The sequence below is a fragment of the Undibacterium umbellatum genome (assembly GCF_014284125.1).
In the GTDB taxonomy this organism is placed as follows: domain Bacteria; phylum Pseudomonadota; class Gammaproteobacteria; order Burkholderiales; family Burkholderiaceae_D; genus Undibacterium; species Undibacterium umbellatum.
The window spans coordinates 320,277-337,400 of record NZ_JACOFX010000004.1 but is presented as its reverse complement, the minus strand read 5'-3'; the positions used below and the strand labels follow the sequence as shown (position 1 = coordinate 337,400).

The window sequence follows — 17,124 nt, the reverse complement described above, 5'->3', positions numbered from 1 at the left end:
TCAATGTCCTGTTTGCTTGCGGCCTATCCAGTGCATACCCAGGGAATAGATAGCCAGTATCATGACAAAACTCAGCGTCAGGCCCTGGGCTGCCATGTAAAAGGAAAAAGGCCAGCCAAAGAAAGTCAGTGCTGATAATTCACGCGCAAAAAATAATACGCTAAAGCACAATGCGCCCCAGCACACCAGCAAAACTGTGGTCAGCCTCCTGGTGTGACGCCAGTAGTGTTTGCTGACGCTACCTGCGTTGTCTGCTTGATTGCTCATGACAAACCTTCCATGGCTACTTCATCATAGGGATTCAACTGGAAAGAAATGCGGAACAGGCAACCGGGATGAGCAGCATCTTGCGGTTGCGGGTTATCCAGTATCTGTATGCGGGCATCATGCTGACTGGCGATTTCGCGCACGATAGCCAGGCCCAGGCCGCTGCCCTGCACATTGCTGCCGAGGATGCGGTAAAAGCGTTCAAACACGCGCTCGCGCTCTGCTGGCGGTATGCCAGGGCCATTGTCTTCTACTTCCAGTATCGCCAATGCTTCGTCATGGTCTATGCGTACGCGCACGGTCACGCTATGTGCTTGCGGGGTATAGCGCAAGGCATTGTCGATCAGATTGCTGATCATTTCACGCAGCATCAGCGGGCTGCCAAAGATCAGCACGGCATTCTTGTCTTGCTCGAAACCCAGGTCTATCTTTTTTGCGAAGGATGTCTGTATCCATTCCTGCACCACATTGCGTGCCAGGATGTTGAGATCGATTTGCTCGCGTGGCTGGTTGGTGGGGGCGAGGTTTTCTGCGCGGGCCAGCGTCAGCAATTGATTCACCAGCCGGGTAGCGGCTTCTGAACTGGTGGCTATCTGGGCCAGCGACTGATGTATCTCATGTTGGTCAGTCTGACGCAAAGCCAGTTCGGACTGCATGCGCATGCCCGCCAGCGGGGTTTTCATCTGGTGGGCAGCGTCGGCGATGAAGCGTTTCTGGATGGCGATGGTTTGCGCCAGGCGCTCCAGCATTTCATTGAGTGATTTGACCAGGGGCGTAATCTCTTCCGGCACATGGCGCGAATCAATGGGGCTGAGATCATCCGGCCTGCGCGCCCTGATCCGTTGCTGCAACTCTGCCAGTGGCGACAAGCCACGGCTCAGGGCAAACCAGACCAGCGCCAGGGCAATCGGCAAGATGATGAATTGCGGCAGTATCACCCCCTTGATGATTTCATTGGCCAGCAGGCTGCGTTTTTCCAGGGTCTCTGCCACTTGCACCAGGGCCAGGTGCGGGTCTTTGTTGGGGCCACGCTTGCCCGTCCTGTTGAGGTCGATATAGCTATAGGCGATGCGTATGTCGATGCCGCGCAAGACAGCATTCCTGAATTGCACGCTGCCTGCGGGCGGTTTGTCATCTTCTGCTGGAGCAGGCAAGTCGCGGTCACCATCGACGACTTCGCCCTTGAGGCCCTTGATCTGGAAATAGATATTGTCGAGATCATCGGCACGTAAAATATCACGCGCCGGATTGCTGAGCTGGGTAATGGCTTGCCCGTCAATTTCCTTGACTTGCTGTGACAGCACCAGCACATTGTCTTCCAGCGCCCGGTCAAAAGGCTGGTTGGCGATGGACTTGGCCACCAGATAAGTGATGGCGATGCTCATGGGCCATAGCAGCAAGAGCGGGGCCAGCATCCAGTCGAGGATTTCGCCAAACAATGAACGCTGGATTTTTTCTTCCGGCTGCTTGCCTGCCGTGCTGTCAGGCGCTATTGCGTCGCTGTCGGCACTGCCTGGCGGGACACTCATTTTTGCTCAGTTGTAGTGGCCGGTGTAGCTGGCGTCGCTGGTGCAACTTGTGCAGCGCCGGAAGGGGCAGCAGGGACAAAGAATTTTTCCAGGCAATAACCCAGGCCGCGCACGGTGGCGATGCGCACGCCATCAATTTCTATTTTCTTGCGCAGGCGGTGGACATAGACTTCGATGGCATTGTTGCTGACTTCTTCACCCCATTCACAGAGGTGATCGACCAATTGCTCCTTGGACACCAGCCGCCCCGTGCGTTGCAGCAACACTTCCAGCAAGCCCAGTTCACGCGCCGACAAATCCAGCATCTGTTCATGGATATAGGCAATCCGCCCGACCTGGTCATACGTCAGCGGCCCATGCTTGATGACAGTCGGCCCGCCACCAGCACCACGGCGCGTCAAAGCACGCACCCGTGCTTCCAGCTCGGACAGGGCAAAGGGCTTGGCCATGTAATCGTCGGCCCCCAGATCCAGGCCCTTGACCCTTTGCTCTACCGAATCTGCCGCCGTCAATATCAGCACCGGCAGACGTGAGTTGCGCGCCCGCAGGCGGCGCAAGACTTCCAGCCCACTGAGCCTGGGCAAGCCCAGGTCGAGTATCAGTAAATCAAAATCCTGGGTAGTCAGAGCAGTATCGGCCGCCTCGCCGTCGTTGACACAATCTGTGGCATAACCGGATTGTCGCAGCGAACGGGTGAGGCCGTCGGCCAGGACGCTATCGTCTTCCGCTAGCAAAATACGCATGGTGGCTTCTATCTTGTTTGTCTCGTTATGATGGCGATGGCCTCCATAGCATCCAGTGCTGCTTATGCTGCATTGTCATTACTGAAACAGATGCATGCTCAGCCAGCTTCAAGATGTCATGGTCGGTCACAAAACATTTGATCTATGTCAAATTTTCACTACATCCCGCCGTGGCAGCAGATATAGCGTTTCCATAACTTTAACTCAAAACCAGAGCCTGCTTTGTAGAAGATCGTTGCGAAAGAGCAAAGCTGTCGCTTTATTTGCCTTCTGATTTGTCACCTCGGCTATCACTCTCGCTATTACCCTCGGGGAGGGCGCGAATTGCCACCAGGCGTGACACCACCAAAACGGTAAGAAAAACCGACGTAGATCAGGCGGCCATCATAGCGGCGTATGCTACTTTCTTTCAAAATATCAGTATCGACCTGGGTTTCAGTCTTGTTGGAATTGAAGATGTCCGTCACATTCACGACCAGATTCAGGCTCTTGGTGATGTTGTGGCGATAGCTGAAATTGGCCGTGGAATTGGGCTGGCGATAACCCTCGCCCGACACGGTGCGGCCCTGGGTGTTAAGGCTCAGTTGCAGGTGATCGTCGTCAGTAATCTGATAATTGATCCTGCCGCGCACGCTCAGGGAAGTAGATGGCCTGTGGACTTCCTGCCCGGCAGTGTTGATATAGGTTTGTTCACCCAACAAGAGATTGCCACTGGTGTTGATGGAAAGCTTGGGGGTGAGCTTGCCGCTGACGGTGAACTCCAGGCCACGGGTATGGCTGCCACCACCATTGTCTGGCGTGGTCAGCAAGACACCGTCTTTGAGAAAAGTCCGGCGATAGATGATGGAGTCGCTCTCTTTGCGATAATAGGCCCTGAGATTGACATCGAGCTTGTCAACGCGTGTTTCATACGCAAGCTCAAAAGAATCGGTCTGGGTAGGTTTCAGTCCGGGATTGCCGCTGGAGGCATTCAGTTCGTCGCGATAGCTGACGTAGGGGTTAAGTTCATTCGCACCGGCGCGGCGTATGCGGTGGGCATAACTGAAACGCAGGGTGGTATCGTCCGACAGTTTATAACTTGCAAAAAAACTCGGGATATAGCTGAGGTAATGATTCGTTGCCGCAATATTGGCACTCAGTTGCCGCACATCGATGTGGGTATATTCTGTCCTCAAACCTGCCAGCACCCCCCATTGCTCATTCAAGCGCAACTGGTATGAGCCATACAGTGCCAGATTCCCTTCATCCAGGCTGTAGCGATTGGTTCTGGTTGTGTTGACAGTCCGGGCATTGCTGACCGGGTTGATATCGAAATAGCCGGTATCAAATTCACTCTTATTGTCGGCGATTTTATAACCCAGCTTGACCAGGCCATTGTCATGCGGGCGCTCATAGTCACCCGTGAAGTCGACCAGCTTTACATTGCTTCTATTGTCTTGCAGGGTATACCTGTCGGACATCAATTCGGGTTTGACTGCATACACATTGGCATAATTGCTGACACTGGCATTCTCGGATGACGATACCCGAAAATCCAGTTTCAGGTTTTCGCCACTGATGTCCCCCTTGTGGTCAAGACGCGCACCCCAGCTATAGCTGGTGCCGTCACCCTTGCGCTGGGTGGTGCGTACATAATCACTGAACAAGGCATTATCCTTGTTAAAGGTCAGGTAGTGATCTTCAGATTGCTGGTCGTTGTTACGCGCAGAGTAAGAAAAATTGGCTCCCAGGGTATCTTTGGCACCCAGGTTGTAGGTCAGCGCAGCATTCAGGCCGGAAGAATTATTCAAACCTTTTGCGCTGGAAGTCTGGGTGTTATGTGTCGCCGCCCCTATGCCATCGATGCGGTCACGTACCGCATCGCCTACAGAATTGCGACCATCATGGCGGAAATTGACGCCACCCTGTATGCCCCATGCACCTTCATGATAACTGCCAGAGAGCGCAGTATTGTAGCGACCCGCAGAACCGCCATTGGCATTGATGACGCCGAAGCCACCCGGCTGGCGCGTGCGTCGCATGACCAGGTTGATGATGGGGCCACCACCTGCCTCGTTGCCGAACTGCGCACCGGGGTTATTGATGACTTCGACCGATTCAATATCATTCCCAGGCATGGCTGCCAGGGTAGCCGCGCGGTTGTCTCCCTGCAGCATCGCAGATGGCTTGCCATCAATCAGGATTTGCACCTTGGTGCTGCCACGCAGGCTGACCGTGCCATCCGGGTCTACATTCACTGAGGGCACATTGTTTAAGGCATCAGCCGCCGAACCATTGGTGCTGCTGACATCAGATTTAACATCATAGACCTGGCGGTCGATACGGTTGCTGGGGCGCTCTGCAGAGACGGTGACCGTTGGAGCTTCGACTTCAGGCGGCGATGCTGGCTTGGTTTCAGTCTTGATTTCGGGCTTTGCTGGCGTAGCGGGCGCAGGCTTGGTAGCTGCTGGTTTCGTTGGCGCTGCAATTGCCTGTGCCAGCGCCGGATTTACCCACATGGCTTCGGTGAAAAATGTGCCCAGTAAGAGGGCAAAAAGACCTTGTTTATGATGTCTGGATGTTGTAGTCAGAACCTTCGCCAGTTTGTTTTTTTTATAAAGTGTCATGATTTTACTTAAGTGGGCTGCTTGGCGACGGCTAGTGGACTGTCACAGTGAAATCGAGAGTGAAGGACATGTGCCCGGCGAATCAGGGCAAGGAGCAAAGCACAGCGATAGCGGGGCTATCGCGAGCATTTGCAACGCTGCCATGATCGCCGCGCACATGGCAGGCACTCCGATTTTCACTGTGAAAGTCCACTAAAGCATCAAAGGCCTGGATTTTACCGTAGTTCAAAAAGCATCCCTTGTGTACTTGCCTGCTTTATTCACTCCGTTACAAATAAGGTCTTTCATCACCATCAAATTTAGCTAAACGTGAAGTTGAAAATATGTCGATGGCGTGACATTCACAGACGACTTAGACTTTTTCATGTCGAATCATGTGTGCATTGCTCCACAAGAGTTTGCCAGACACCTGAGTGATTTTGATTAGAAAACATATTCAGATTCCAGATATGTCAGCCAAGCAGAGACCAGGAACATGAAAGACAGAAAAATGAAAATGCGTGAGACAGTCATGACACACTTAATTTGGCTGGCACATGGCCTATCAGGACCAGGCTGCCGCAGTCTGTGCCGCCAATCCGGGCTTGTGCAGCAAATTGCCGGTCTACACCTTTGGTCAGGTGGGTGGCATGATAGGCAGTTGTATCAACCAGTCAACCATAAGCATGAATATGATCCGCGCGGGAATTATGGGGTAAATTATTAAGATAATTTTTTGGGGAGGATAGTGAAGCTGTCGTTGAATTATCAGTTTAAGTAATGGCATGCGACTGACGCATTGAAATAAATGTAGGTTGGGCTGCGCTTTACCAGCCCAACATTCAGCCTTCGATCAACGCATAAAAAAAGAAACGATATTTTTAAGTTTGGTTTTTATTGACTTGCACACGATATTTGCTATTGCAGGCCGGGGGTAGCCCGGCAGCTACTCCCTTTTCTTGCTTCGCCAAGAAAAGGAAGCAAAAGAAGGCGACCCAGGCGTCGACGCCCCTGCGGGGTGCCCGTTTGTGCGATACAAAAAATGGGAAGATCCGAAACTCGCCTTCGGCTCAGACATCGGCTCTTCTGTTTCCATTTTCTGTACCGCACAAACGGCATCGACACATGGGAACTGCAAAAATTCAAAAACAACGTCAAAATCAAACTCAACAGCAACAGCAACAGCAACAGCAACAGCAACAGCAACAGCAACAGCAACAGCAACAGCAACAGCAACAGCAGTCCCCAAATTCAAAATCCGGCTACTCGAACGTTACAGCAATATACTTACCAAAGCACTGTCAAATACTTCACGAAAAAATTTCACCATGTCCCCATCCACCAATTTTTCCACCTACCTTAATTCCATCCCCCTGGTCGCGATCCTGCGCGGCATCCAGACCCATGAATGCGAAGAAATTGCCCTGGGTCTGTACGAGCAAGGTTTTCGCTGTATGGAGATACCCCTGAATTCGCCCGATGCCTTGCGCAGCATAGGTGTGCTGGCCAGGGCTTTGCCTGAGGATTGTTTGCTGGGAGCGGGGACGGTATTGCGGCTGGAGCAGGTGGGGCAGGTGCAGGATGTGGGGGGCGGTTTGATTGTCATGCCGCATACGGATGTTGCCCTGATCACAGCGGCCAGCCAGCGTGGCATGTACAGCCTGCCGGGAGTAGCGACCATCAGTGAAGCCTTTGCAGCACTGCATGCGGGGGCGGATGGGCTTAAGTTGTTCCCCGCAGAGTCGGTGCCACCTACGGTGTTAAAAGTCTGGCGTACGGTCTTGCCTGCCGATAGCCTGTGCCTGCCAGTGGGTGGCGTCAAACCGGCAGGCATGCAAGCGTATTTGAAGGCGGGCGCGAATGGTTTTGGACTGGGTGCCAGTCTGTATCAACCAGGCTGGTCGGCCCAGCAAGTCATGCAGGCTGCTAGCAGCTTTATCAATGCACTGGTGGGCAAGGATTAATTTTTTGTGACCCTGAAGTAATCGAAATCCACAAAGTTGTTCGCCGATGCAGTTGTGTCGTTGCTGATGCTGAACAGGCCCATCTGCGCACCTACCCAGCGCCCCATGCTGGCGGTGAATGCCATGCCTATCGCTGAATATTGCTGCTGGTCAGAGCTGTAGTAGAAGCGGGTCTTTCCGCCAGCCTGTACCTGCATGCGCAAGTAGGCGATGTTGCTACGCCAGGGCAGGCTGGCCTGAATAGTTTCTGTGCATGGGGCAGCAGCCACCGCTGTCTTGATGCAGGTAGTTAACAATAGCTCGCGCCCCTGCGCTTGCTGCACCCCTAGCCATGCATAGTTGAGGCCATACAGGATGAGGCCGCTACTACCATCATTGTTGAGATGGTTCACGTCCAGTTTGACATCTACCGTAAATTGCTCTGCTGGCAGTTTTTGCAGCAACAATGCGGGTACATTTACCAAATTTTTTTCAGCAATAAAGCTGGTGTCATATTGTGTATACAGGCGCAAATGATCCGGTCTGTCTGTCTGTCAGTGAAAACCAGGTGGCTTTCCAGTTGGCATTCCACTGCCATTGCAGACCCAGTTGCTGCTGGTCGAACTCATCTGTGGTAGCTGGTTCTGTGACAGGAAAATTCCCCGCCAGCGGCATGGCGTGGCTGAGTACAGGCTCACCCTTGCCGGTATTGTTGATGTCAGTTCCTATGACCGGCCAGCCATCTTTCCAGTGCATCGGTTGCAAGTGGACGATGCGGCCATAGGCGCGCTTGTCCTGGAAGTGATAAAACCAGTCAGTGCCTTGCGGCGTTTGTACCCAGGCACCCTGGTGCGGGCCGTTGGTGGTCGACGCGCCTTGTGTCATGACTATTCTGTCTTCATATGGCCCCGCGATATGACGCGAGCGAAAGACTGATTGCCAGCCTTCTTCTACACCACCAGCAGGGGCGAATATATAGTAATAGCCTTGATGCTTATGTAGCTTGGGTCCTTCCAGGGTTTTGTAGTTGGGCAGTTTATTGCCGTCGACGATGATCTGGCCTGCGCTATCCAGTATCCTGGTCGCCTCGTTGTTCATGCGACGCAGACTCAGCACATTATTGAAACCAGCACGGCTTTTGGCCCAGGCGTGGACAAGATAAGCCTGGCCATCGTCATCCCACAAGGGGGCAGGATCAATGATGCCCTTGCCCGCCAGCAGCAGATGAGGAGTGCTCCAGGGGCCACGGAATTTTTCCGCTGTCATCACATAAATACCCTGGTCCGGGTCAGGATAAAAAATCCAGAAGCGATTATTGTGATAGCGCAGACAAGGCGCCCACACTCCCTTGCCATGCTGTGGTTGTACAAAGTCTGCCAACGGTAGTTGCTGGGGCAGGGCGTGCCCAACCAGTTGCCAGTGCACCATATCTGCCGATTCCAGCAAAGGCAGGCCAGGAGCGCTATTGAAGCTCGATGAAGTCATGTAATAGCGGTCGGCTACGCGTATCACATCAGGGTCAGAATAGTCGGCATGGATGACAGGGTTTTGATAGCGCGCCTTACCTGCATCATTGTCGGCAGCAAAGCTTTGCCCACTCAGAAAGGCGAGTAGCAGTATGACCTTGGGCAGCCAGGACTTGCATGGCAGACTCTTTTTGCAGTATTGCATAACATCCTTATTGGTTGACCAGTTATAAATTGGTAAGGCCAATTATGCAATCCTTGACCTGCGCATGCAAGCAAAGTTTTTACGGAGAAGCATTTGTTTGTTGACTTGAATAATTACACGTGTAATCATCAATTATCGATTACATCTGTAATTGATCAATATTGCCGGAGACAATAATGAAAAACATCGCCATCAGCGAAGCAGAATCGCTGGTCATGGAAACCCTGTGGCAACGCCATCCCCTGGCGGCCGAAGAGGTCAGTGCCATTCTCGTGCAACAGCAAGACTGGCAGGAAACCACCGTCAAGACGCTGCTGAACCGTTTGCTGAAGAAAGGTGCGATCAAGGCGGAAAAAGACGGCAGGCGCTTTCTGTATTCACCTGTATTGAAGCGCGAGCAATGGCTGATGTCCGAGAGCAAGGGGTTTTTGGACCGTATGTTCAATGGCCGCATTGCGCCTTTGGTTGCCCACTTTAGCGAACAAAAAAAATTATCCAAACAGGATATCGCCGAACTCAAACGTCTGATCAAGGAGCTGGGTGATGATGAATAGTTTATTGCAGCCCGCATTGCTGGCTTGCCTGGTCACCAGTGTATTGATTGTCTTCATCCTGCTTGTCCGGCAAGGATTGCGAAGGCTAGCTGGTGCCAGTATCGCCTATCAGCTATGGGGAATTTTGCCATTGAGTTTGATTGCCATGCTCTTCCCGCATCGCCAATATCTGGACATGCCCACAGCGCATGGCGCTCCTGCTGACCAGGTCATTTCCAGCATGGCTCTGCTAGACATTGCACCAGCCAGTATCTGGCCAACTATGCTTGTCAGCGCCTGGATTATAGGTGGACTTGGCATGTTGGTGCTGTTTGGAATGCAGCACCAGCGTTTCTTGCGCCGTATGGGAACATTGATCAAATGCGAGGGCTTCTACCTTACCAGTGATAATGACATTGGCCCCGCGCTGACAGGATTTTTCAAGCCAAAAATCATCGTGCCAGCAGATTTTTTTGAGCGTTATAGCGCAGCAGAACAGGCACTTATCATCCGTCATGAACTGGTGCATCAAGGTCGTGGAGATGTCATTGCCAATACCGTGTGCGCATTGATGCAATGCCTGTTCTGGTTTAACCCCTTGATGTTTATTGCGGCAAGGTGTTTTCGACTCGATCAGGAACTGGCCTGTGACGCGCTTGTGATAACACAAGACCCACAAGCCAGGCGTACCTATGCCGAAGCCATGCTCAAAACCCAGCTCAGTATCACCCCCAGCGCCCTGGCCTGTCATTGGCCGTCCCGTCATCCCTTAAAGGAGAGAATCATGCAATTGCAACATTCAAAACCTGGTCTGTTTAAACGTAGTGTCTCCTATCTCATGCTGAGCGGTTTGTGCGCTGCCAGCGCCTATAGTGCCTGGGCAGTTACGCCAAGCAGTGTGGTGCTTACTCAAGCTGCGCAGAAACAGGAAGCCATTAAAGCTGGTGTCGATAGCTATCTCGTCAATACCGATATCAGCGTAGGCGGCGAAACTCTTTCACCTACCGTCATGGTCGAGCAGGGCAAGCAAGCCACGATAGGTCTGACATCAAAAAAACAGCAAGCCAAATGGGAAATCAGTTTCACCTTGCTGCCAGCACCGGCAGACAAGTACAAAGATGCCGTCGTCATCGCCATGAAAGTCGAGAAAGATGGGGCGCTGGTGGCAGAACCCAAACTCATCACAGGCTTGAATCAAACAGCCACATTGCAAAAAGAAACGCCGGATAAGCAACTGGACTTTGATATCAAGATGACGGTCAACCTGGCAAAGAAGACAAACTAAACAGATCGCAATCTGGCAGCAAGGTCAAGATCAGGCGATTTGACTTTGCTGTTCTGTTAAAATCTACTGCATAAGCTCGTGTATGTTGGAGAAGCTAAACATGGAAAATTTCAGGCAAGTATAGTGTTAAAACACGCAATCACAGAAACCAGGGAATACCAGGAAATCAGCAAAGTCTACGGAGCGCGCCAGGCCGCACGCAGCCAGGAATTGCTGATGAAGCATATCGATGATGGCCTGGAAATCATGATAACTCTGGATGCCAGCCTCAACGCCTTAAAGGCTTTTTGTCTGCACCCACTGTTTCAGGCAGATCAGGAACTAGCGACATACGCACCCCTGGTATCAGCTTTTTCGCCAGAGGTGATCTTGCTGGTCATGGAATACCGACGTGCTGCCAATGCCTATTTGTGCAAGCCACATACAGATACCTGGGAAATCGCTGATCTGCACTTGTATGTGGGATGGATATTGCCAGAGGTCAGAAAAATGCTGCTGGCTGACAAATTGCAAAACCAGGCAGATTTTTTAATCCATCATGCCGATACTCACATACGCAAAGCAGAATTGAAACGCTACTTTCAACTCTGGATTGACTACTTGCATGCGATGGAATAAGGTCTTCAAGATGAAAAAATCAAACATGGCTTTCATCATCAAAAAAATCAGCATCGCTCTGCTGTTGTCCTGTGCATCAATTGCCATGGCTGCATCAGACAAGCTCTGCACTGGTGATGCCGGGCTTAAGAAACAGGAAGGCTACTGGAGCAGCAGTTCTTTTCTTGATTTGCTGAAAAAACATGGCAACTGGACTGGCGCGATGGCGGCGACGGATGGCCAGCAAGTGGCGCTAACCATCAAAGACGGTCAAATCAAACAAAACCTGGCCTGGCATGAGGGTGACGAAACAGCATATTGCCTGCGTCTGCAAGGCGACAAAATCTGGTTGCTTGGTGATGGCAAACGCAGGACAGAACAAGGCCCTTATCAACGCCTGGGCAGGCTTGCCCAAAAAGAAGCTGATTTGTATCTGGCACGTATCATACAAGGCTGTTTTGTCGGCGAAGAAAAAGAGCAATGGTGTTTTCAGAACGGCAGACTTAGCATCAATGGCAAGCCATCCAAAGCCAGTCTGTCACTGGATTTATCTGAACTCGATTTGTACGGCACTCCCTTGCGTGTAGAGGGCCGCAAACTGCCATTCTGGTATCTGTTCCAGCGTGGAGAAACTTGGGCAGTGTTTGAAGATGATTATGCGAGCAATGAAAAACGCGTGCCGGTAGACCCCAAAACCAGCAAGCCCTGGCGCGTGCTAAGAAAACAGTAAGCCTAAGTGATATCCCGTTTGCCTGCGCTGCGTCGCTACTTCAGCACAATCAACGCCAAGCGCCTTGTTGTATTCTTGGTCCTGCTTTTGCTGGCTGCGTATATCCAGGTCTTGCTGAGCATCGCTTATTATCCTGCACTGCTCAGCCAGAAATTTGCAGAGCCTGGAAAGATCAAAGCAGATGCGGCGATAGTGCTGGGAGCATCCGTCTGGAAAGATAAGCCATCACCAGTATTTGCCGAGCGTATCAAACACGGCATACAGCTATACAAAACTGGTCAGGTGTCTTACCTGATCTTTACCGGCGGCTTGAGTGCCGGTGATCGCCTGTCAGAATCAGCCGCGGCCCGTCAGTACGCGATGGCTGAAGGCGTTCCTGCCGCGCAGATTTTGATAGAAGAAAGCTCGACGAATACCTGGCAAAACCTGGTGCAGGCTTGCCAGCTCATGCAGGAACAAAAACTGCAAAAAGTGCTGATCGTCAGTGACCCACTGCATATGAGGCGGGCGATGGCTATGGCGAATGAGTTGCATATCCATGCTATCTCCGCTGCTACACCGACCAGCCGTTATGTCAGCTGGCGTTCAAAAAGCCAGTCTGTACTCTACGAAGGATTTTATTACCTCAAGTACAAGCTGGCCAGTGCAGTGCCTGATCCCTGCAATGCCAGCAAGAATGATAAATAGAGCTACGCTGATTAGACATTATTCAGAGCTTGTCAATCGGACTTCAAGCTTGTTCAACATCTTGAATAAACCCTTGTCATCCTCAGGATAAGGATAATCAAAAAATTCTATCGGCATCCATTGCGCAGCCTGGCCGGGATGCACATAGATTTCAAAATCATCGACCAGGATGCTTTCTTCCACTATTGCATTCGGTATAAATTCCAGATTCTTGGTTTCACCTTGCCAGTTGATGTATTCAATATTGGCAAACCATGTTGGTGTCTTGCATTCGTCCACTAGCAGCCGGGCAATCTGGCGGAATTTTTCTTCTTTGACTGTCGTGAACATGACCAGCCATGGGAAAAGTGCAGCGCAACGCTCCAGGAATTCAAACAGGCCAGGGCGCGGAATCTGGCTCATGGCGTTTGAAATCAGTGTGCCTTCAAGGTCGAGTGCCAGCACTTTTGGTTTTGTTTTTTTCATTGGGCAAGACGAGATGGCAGAAGGCATAGTGTCGCATCCTCATGCCTGTCACGCAATAGGTGGAAATCAGAAATAGTATACAAATTACAAGGGCCGAAAACTGCCAGTCAGGGGTACTACGCTATGGAACAATGCGCATCTTTCAAGCACAATAAAAGAGAACCCACCATGCAACAACAAATCAAACTGGCCCAGGAATTTCGTCAATTGAATCAACAAGGTCAGTTCCTGCTGGCCAATGCCTGGGACATCGCCAGCGCCCGTATTTTTGCCAGAGCGGGTTTTCCTGCCCTGGGTACGACCAGCGGTGGCATTGCATATTCTCAGGGTTTTTGTGATGCCGAACTGATAGGGCGCGACAAGATGGTGGCGCAAATTGCCGCTATCGCCAAATCAGTCGACGTGCCTGTCAACGCTGATATCGAAGCTGGCTATGGTGCTGCGCCGGAAGCGGTGGCAGAGACCATCAGGCAGGTCATCGCTGCCGGTGTCGTTGGTGTCAATCTTGAAGACAATGCTCACGGTTCTGCCGACACAGCTTTGTTTGCTGTGGATGCCCAATGTGCACGCATTGCTGCAGCAAGGCAGGCAGCGGATCAGGCTGGATTGCCTTTGTGGATCAATGCCCGCACGGATACTTTCCTGCTTGGCCTGGGTGAAGATATCGAGGCACGCATAGCGATGAGCATACAGCGTGGCAATGCCTATCTGGCAGCCGGTGCTGACATGGTCTTTGTACCGGCACTGGCTGATCTGGCTATCATTGCACGTCTGGCGCAAGCGATCAAAGGACCGCTCAATATCATGGCCATGCCAGGTGCACCGATCGCGCAGGATTTGTTTAATGCCGGTGCCAGCCGCGTCAGCCTGGGTGTTTGCCCCATGCTGGCAGTGATGGGTACGCTGCGTGATATTGCAGAAGAAGCCAGGAAAACAGGCAGCTGGCAAAACATGGAACGCAGTTTTTATGGATTTGCAGAAGCGGAAGAATTGTTTGCTTGAAGGATTTCAAGCCTCTGTGCCGTCTCAGTGTCTCTGTGGTGAGATTTTTGGTCTTATTCCGTGGTGATAGTGAACAAAAGTTATTTGTATTTTCGCCAGTTTACAGCCTGAAAAATTCTTCAGGCTTTTCTTCGCCAAACTCTGCCCAGTACCAGTTGGCCATCAAGAAGCTGCAGAGCAGATAATCTTCTGCATACCAGGCTTGCTCATCATTATTTCTTTGCCAGACGAACCAGCTTCAGTCATTGTACGCATATCGCTCATCCTGTCTGCGTAAAACCTTGCCAGCGCGTTTGCCAGTCAGCTTGCCATCTGCCATGGCGATGACGCCATTCACCAATACCCACAGCACACCTTTGGCAGCTTGTTTGGGCTGCGCAAAAGTGGCTGCGTCACTTATTGTGTCCGGATCAAAAATCACCAGATCAGCCCAGCAGCCGCAAGCGATGCGGCCACGTTGTTTGAGGCCAAAGTGATCGGCAGACAAGGTCGTCATGCGGCGTATGCCTTCAGCCAGGCTGAAGAGTTTTTCTTCGCGCACATAATGGCCCAGCACGCGCGGAAAAGCGCCCCACAGGCGTGGATGTGGATGCGCATCATGTGGCAAACCATCAGAACCTATCATGGTGTGCGGATAGCTGAGTACGCGCTGCACATCATCTTCTCGCATCTGAAAATAGACTGCGCCTGCGGGATGCAGGCGGCGCGCTGCTTCTTGTTGATCGACTTGCCACTCAGCGGCAATATCTGCCAGGTCACGTCCTGACATGGCCGGGTAAGGTTCAGAAAATGTCACCATAATGCGTATGACACCATCGACATAATCGGGGTCTAGCACGGTGGAACCTGCGGCATAGGGATAGGCATCCAGCCCTACCGCCTGATTGCGACGGCGCTCACTGATATAAGCCAGTGTTTCGGTCGTTCGTCCCCAGTTGGCCGTGCCTGCGCATTTGTGATGTGAGAGTATCACGGGCAGATTTGCCGCCTGCCCGGCATCGCAGGCTTCTGCCAGGGCATCCATGACGCCATTGTATTCATCGCGTATATGCGAGGTGTACACCCCACCAGCCTCGGCGCTGACCTTGGCAAGTGCGATGACTTCGGCATTGTCGGAGGCCTTGCTGGTCTGGTAAAACAGGCCGGAACTGAAACCCAGTGCGCCAGCCCCCATACCTTCTGCCAACAGGGTTTGCATGTGGCTGGTTTCTGTTGCGCTGGCAGGGCCTGACCAGTCTGCCATCGCATTCACGCGCAGGGTGGAGTGTCCTATCAACATGCCTACATTGACGGCTGGCTCAGCAGCTGTGACGGCGGCGGCATAGTCAGCCACGCTGGCAAACTGGTAGTCTTTTTGTGCGCCTATCAGCGACAAGGGGGCAGGCACTGCAGCACTGGCTTGCAAGGGTGCAAGGCTGATGCCGCAATTGCCGGTGATGACGGTCGTCACGCCTTGCGTCAGCTTGGGCTGCATGGCGGGTTGTTGCAAGACTACCCTGTCATCATGGGTATGCACGTCGATAAAACCGGGTGCCACGGCCATGCCTTTGGCGTCGATGATGTGCAGCCCTTTCAGGCTGGCAGGCGCTGCGATGGCTGTTATCTTTTGGCCACATATGCCTATGTCAGCAGGGTAGGGTGCGCAGCCGCTGCCGTCATACACCAGGGCATTGCTGATCACGACATCAAATGTACCGTCTGGCATGATCAGAATATGGTGTTGATGGCAGACTGTACGCGATAGGTATCATCGACCACCAGCATTAGCGGCCACTTGTCAAAGGTCGTGCAGGGGTGGGAAATGCCGCAGGCGATGAGGTCGCCCACTGCCAGGGTCTGGCACAGGCCACTGTCTTTGGGCAGGCGCAGGTAGGCATGCTGGTCATTCATTTTTTCTATCTTGCAAGCGGCTGGCAGGGCAAATGGGGCGCTGGCGTGGCCTGGTCTATGGGTGGCAAAAGGCAGGGGCATGTCAATGTCGTATGAAGCATCGCGCTTGCCCATGGTCAGGATGGCCAGGTCGTTTTCAGGGCGCGATTGCACCATGCTCCAGACTTCCAGTGCGGGTCGCAAGCCACCTGCTGGCAAGTCAGCAACGCGGCCATGCATTTCTTCCACCAGGCCATGATAAAAACCATGGTCATGCGTGACATAGCAACCGCTGCGCAAGATGGGCAGCAAGGGGAGTGAGAGTTTCATTTTGCTGGCAAACTCCTCGCCCACCAGGTCAAAATACGCAGAGCCACCAGCAGAGATTAATATCTCGGGCAAGTCAAATAATTGTTCGCGGTCTGCCTGCTGGCTCAGGGCCAGCATATCTTGCAAAAAGCTTTTTACTTGCATTAAATCCTGCTCGCGGTTTTTACCAACCAGCAAGCCTTCATAACCTTCTACACCTGCCAGTTGCAGGTAAGGACTGCGGTGAATATGGCGTGCCAGTTCCAGCGCTTCCTGCCTGCTGCGGCAACCAGTGCGACCACCTGCAAAGCCCAGTTCCACCAGCAGGGGCAAGGGTCTTTGCAAGCCCGCTTCACGCACAGCATCTGCCAGCATGTTGACACCGACGACAGAATCACAAATTGCATAAAAAATGAATTCAGGGTCTTCTGCCAGCAAGGACAGGGCAGAATGGATATCGCTCTTGCTGACGAGCTGATTGGCGATGATGACGCGTTTGACGCCAAATCGCTGGGCTACGCGCATTTGATTAACATTGGCCAGTGTCATGCCCCAGGCACCATTGCGCAATTGCATGTCAAACAGTTGCGGGCTCATGGTGGTCTTGCCATGAGGTGCCAGAACGATGTTACGGCTGGCGCAGAAAGCCTTCATCCATTGCAGATTATGTTGCAGGGCGCTGCCTTTCAATACAGCGACAGGGAAGCTGGTGTCGGCGTTCAATACATTCCAGGCTTGTGCGCCAAGGTCTTTTTGCAGCAGCGGGGCAGTCAGGGCCAGCCCCTTGGTGCCTGGTAACAGGCTTTGTTCATTCAGTGATGTCAGGTTCAGCATGGGGTTCTCTAAATTCTTTAAATTCTTGGTATTTTGCTTTCTTGCTTTCTTGCTTTCTTGTTTTCTTGTTTTCCT

The 17,124-nt window shown here is 52.3% G+C and carries 18 protein-coding genes; 8 read left to right on the top strand and 10 right to left on the bottom strand.

Annotated elements, in window-relative coordinates; genetic code table 11:
• The 4 genes from H8L47_RS11655 to H8L47_RS11640 form a co-directional block, all read right to left on the bottom strand.
• Positions 1 to 267 (bottom strand): DUF4212 domain-containing protein, encoded by a 267-nt coding sequence (locus H8L47_RS11655; RefSeq protein WP_186953745.1) that lies wholly within the window; start codon positions 265 to 267, stop codon positions 1 to 3.
• A complete protein-coding gene (locus H8L47_RS11650) occupies positions 264 to 1,796 on the bottom strand; it encodes a sensor histidine kinase (RefSeq protein ID WP_186953744.1) in 1,533 nt (510 codons plus the stop codon). Before H8L47_RS11650 ends, H8L47_RS11655 begins: the two co-directional genes overlap by 4 nt.
• Positions 1,793 to 2,539, bottom strand: a complete 747-nt coding sequence (locus tag H8L47_RS11645; RefSeq protein WP_186953743.1) for a response regulator transcription factor — start codon at positions 2,537 to 2,539, stop codon at positions 1,793 to 1,795. The genes H8L47_RS11650 and H8L47_RS11645 overlap by 4 nt, the downstream gene beginning before the upstream one ends.
• 302 nt (positions 2,540 to 2,841) lie before the next feature.
• Entirely contained in the window at positions 2,842 to 5,145 is a 2,304-nt protein-coding gene (locus tag H8L47_RS11640) for a TonB-dependent receptor domain-containing protein (RefSeq protein WP_186953742.1), read from the bottom strand.
• A gap of 536 nt (positions 5,146 to 5,681) precedes the next feature.
• Between H8L47_RS11640 and H8L47_RS11635 the strand changes: the two genes are divergently transcribed.
• Positions 5,682 to 5,843, top strand: coding sequence for a hypothetical protein (locus tag H8L47_RS11635; protein WP_186953741.1), 162 nt, complete (start codon positions 5,682 to 5,684; stop codon positions 5,841 to 5,843).
• A 227-nt stretch (positions 5,844 to 6,070) separates the two neighbouring features.
• Here H8L47_RS11635 and H8L47_RS11630 read toward each other — a convergent pair whose 3' ends face one another.
• Positions 6,071 to 6,373 (bottom strand): hypothetical protein, encoded by a 303-nt coding sequence (locus H8L47_RS11630; RefSeq protein ID WP_186953740.1) that lies wholly within the window; start codon positions 6,371 to 6,373, stop codon positions 6,071 to 6,073.
• Positions 6,374 to 6,452: 79 nt separating this feature from the next.
• On the opposite strand from H8L47_RS11630, the gene H8L47_RS11625 reads away from it, so the two are divergent.
• Complete coding sequence (locus tag H8L47_RS11625; RefSeq protein WP_186953739.1) at positions 6,453 to 7,088, top strand: 2-dehydro-3-deoxy-6-phosphogalactonate aldolase; 636 nt, start codon at positions 6,453 to 6,455, stop codon at positions 7,086 to 7,088.
• Here the strand turns inward: H8L47_RS11625 and H8L47_RS30070 are convergent.
• Together H8L47_RS30070 and H8L47_RS11620 are read right to left on the bottom strand one after the other, a co-directional pair.
• The gene (locus H8L47_RS30070) at positions 7,085 to 7,600 is read right to left on the bottom strand and encodes a beta-xylosidase family glycoside hydrolase (protein ID WP_222616503.1); all 516 of its coding nucleotides are present in this window, start codon (positions 7,598 to 7,600) and stop codon (positions 7,085 to 7,087) included. The two genes, H8L47_RS11625 and H8L47_RS30070, sit on opposite strands and share 4 nt — an antisense overlap.
• Entirely contained in the window at positions 7,578 to 8,738 is a 1,161-nt protein-coding gene (locus tag H8L47_RS11620; protein ID WP_222616502.1) for a glycoside hydrolase 43 family protein, read from the bottom strand. The genes H8L47_RS30070 and H8L47_RS11620 overlap by 23 nt, the downstream gene beginning before the upstream one ends.
• A 176-nt stretch (positions 8,739 to 8,914) precedes the next feature.
• Between H8L47_RS11620 and H8L47_RS11615 the strand changes: the two genes are divergently transcribed.
• The 5 genes from H8L47_RS11615 (at position 8,915) to H8L47_RS11595 (ending at position 12,570) form a co-directional block, all read left to right on the top strand.
• Positions 8,915 to 9,292, top strand: a complete 378-nt coding sequence (locus H8L47_RS11615) for a BlaI/MecI/CopY family transcriptional regulator (protein ID WP_222616501.1) — start codon at positions 8,915 to 8,917, stop codon at positions 9,290 to 9,292.
• On the top strand, positions 9,282 to 10,556 hold the full coding sequence (locus tag H8L47_RS11610; RefSeq protein ID WP_186953738.1) for a M56 family metallopeptidase: 1,275 nt from the start codon (positions 9,282 to 9,284) through the stop codon (positions 10,554 to 10,556). Before H8L47_RS11615 ends, H8L47_RS11610 begins: the two co-directional genes overlap by 11 nt.
• A gap of 123 nt (positions 10,557 to 10,679) precedes the next feature.
• Complete coding sequence (locus H8L47_RS11605) at positions 10,680 to 11,174, top strand: hypothetical protein (protein ID WP_186953737.1); 495 nt, start codon at positions 10,680 to 10,682, stop codon at positions 11,172 to 11,174.
• 10 nt (positions 11,175 to 11,184) lie between these two features.
• Complete coding sequence (locus H8L47_RS11600; protein WP_186953736.1) at positions 11,185 to 11,883, top strand: hypothetical protein; 699 nt, start codon at positions 11,185 to 11,187, stop codon at positions 11,881 to 11,883.
• A 6-nt stretch (positions 11,884 to 11,889) separates the two neighbouring features.
• A complete protein-coding gene (locus tag H8L47_RS11595; protein ID WP_186953735.1) occupies positions 11,890 to 12,570 on the top strand; it encodes a YdcF family protein in 681 nt (226 codons plus the stop codon).
• Positions 12,571 to 12,588: 18 nt separating this feature from the next.
• On the opposite strand, the gene H8L47_RS11590 is transcribed toward H8L47_RS11595, so the two are convergent.
• Entirely contained in the window at positions 12,589 to 13,035 is a 447-nt protein-coding gene (locus tag H8L47_RS11590) for an NIF family HAD-type phosphatase (protein WP_186953734.1), read from the bottom strand.
• A gap of 168 nt (positions 13,036 to 13,203) precedes the next feature.
• Between H8L47_RS11590 and H8L47_RS11585 the strand changes: the two genes are divergently transcribed.
• Entirely contained in the window at positions 13,204 to 14,037 is an 834-nt protein-coding gene (locus tag H8L47_RS11585; protein WP_222616500.1) for an isocitrate lyase/PEP mutase family protein, read from the top strand.
• 238 nt (positions 14,038 to 14,275) lie between these two features.
• On the opposite strand, the gene H8L47_RS11580 is transcribed toward H8L47_RS11585, so the two are convergent.
• Both H8L47_RS11580 and H8L47_RS11575 read right to left on the bottom strand, forming a co-directional pair.
• Entirely contained in the window at positions 14,276 to 15,742 is a 1,467-nt protein-coding gene (locus H8L47_RS11580) for an N-acyl-D-amino-acid deacylase family protein (protein WP_186953733.1), read from the bottom strand.
• 2 nt (positions 15,743 to 15,744) lie between these two features.
• A complete protein-coding gene (locus tag H8L47_RS11575) occupies positions 15,745 to 17,049 on the bottom strand; it encodes an amino acid deaminase (protein WP_186953732.1) in 1,305 nt (434 codons plus the stop codon).
• Between the last annotated feature and the right edge of the window lie 75 nt (positions 17,050 to 17,124).

What these genes read in the sequence shown, in the direction of transcription:
- H8L47_RS11640 (WP_186953742.1), bottom strand. Translation starts at nt 5,145, where the DNA reads ATGACACTTTATAAAAAAAACAAACTGGCGAAGGTTCTGACTACAACA.
- H8L47_RS11575 (WP_186953732.1), bottom strand. Translation starts at nt 17,049, where the DNA reads ATGCTGAACCTGACATCACTGAATGAACAAAGCCTGTTACCAGGCACC.
- H8L47_RS11615 (WP_222616501.1), top strand. Translation starts at nt 8,915, where the DNA reads ATGAAAAACATCGCCATCAGCGAAGCAGAATCGCTGGTCATGGAAACC.
- H8L47_RS11610 (WP_186953738.1), top strand. Translation starts at nt 9,282, where the DNA reads ATGATGAATAGTTTATTGCAGCCCGCATTGCTGGCTTGCCTGGTCACC.
- H8L47_RS11580 (WP_186953733.1), bottom strand. Translation starts at nt 15,742, where the DNA reads ATGCCAGACGGTACATTTGATGTCGTGATCAGCAATGCCCTGGTGTAT.
- H8L47_RS11600 (WP_186953736.1), top strand. Translation starts at nt 11,185, where the DNA reads ATGAAAAAATCAAACATGGCTTTCATCATCAAAAAAATCAGCATCGCT.
- H8L47_RS11590 (WP_186953734.1), bottom strand. Translation starts at nt 13,035, where the DNA reads ATGAAAAAAACAAAACCAAAAGTGCTGGCACTCGACCTTGAAGGCACA.
- H8L47_RS11650 (WP_186953744.1), bottom strand. Translation starts at nt 1,796, where the DNA reads ATGAGTGTCCCGCCAGGCAGTGCCGACAGCGACGCAATAGCGCCTGAC.
- H8L47_RS11635 (WP_186953741.1), top strand. Translation starts at nt 5,682, where the DNA reads ATGGCCTATCAGGACCAGGCTGCCGCAGTCTGTGCCGCCAATCCGGGC.
- H8L47_RS11625 (WP_186953739.1), top strand. Translation starts at nt 6,453, where the DNA reads ATGTCCCCATCCACCAATTTTTCCACCTACCTTAATTCCATCCCCCTG.
- H8L47_RS11655 (WP_186953745.1), bottom strand. Translation starts at nt 267, where the DNA reads ATGAGCAATCAAGCAGACAACGCAGGTAGCGTCAGCAAACACTACTGG.
- H8L47_RS11585 (WP_222616500.1), top strand. Translation starts at nt 13,204, where the DNA reads ATGCAACAACAAATCAAACTGGCCCAGGAATTTCGTCAATTGAATCAA.
- H8L47_RS11620 (WP_222616502.1), bottom strand. Translation starts at nt 8,738, where the DNA reads ATGCAATACTGCAAAAAGAGTCTGCCATGCAAGTCCTGGCTGCCCAAG.
- H8L47_RS11645 (WP_186953743.1), bottom strand. Translation starts at nt 2,539, where the DNA reads ATGCGTATTTTGCTAGCGGAAGACGATAGCGTCCTGGCCGACGGCCTC.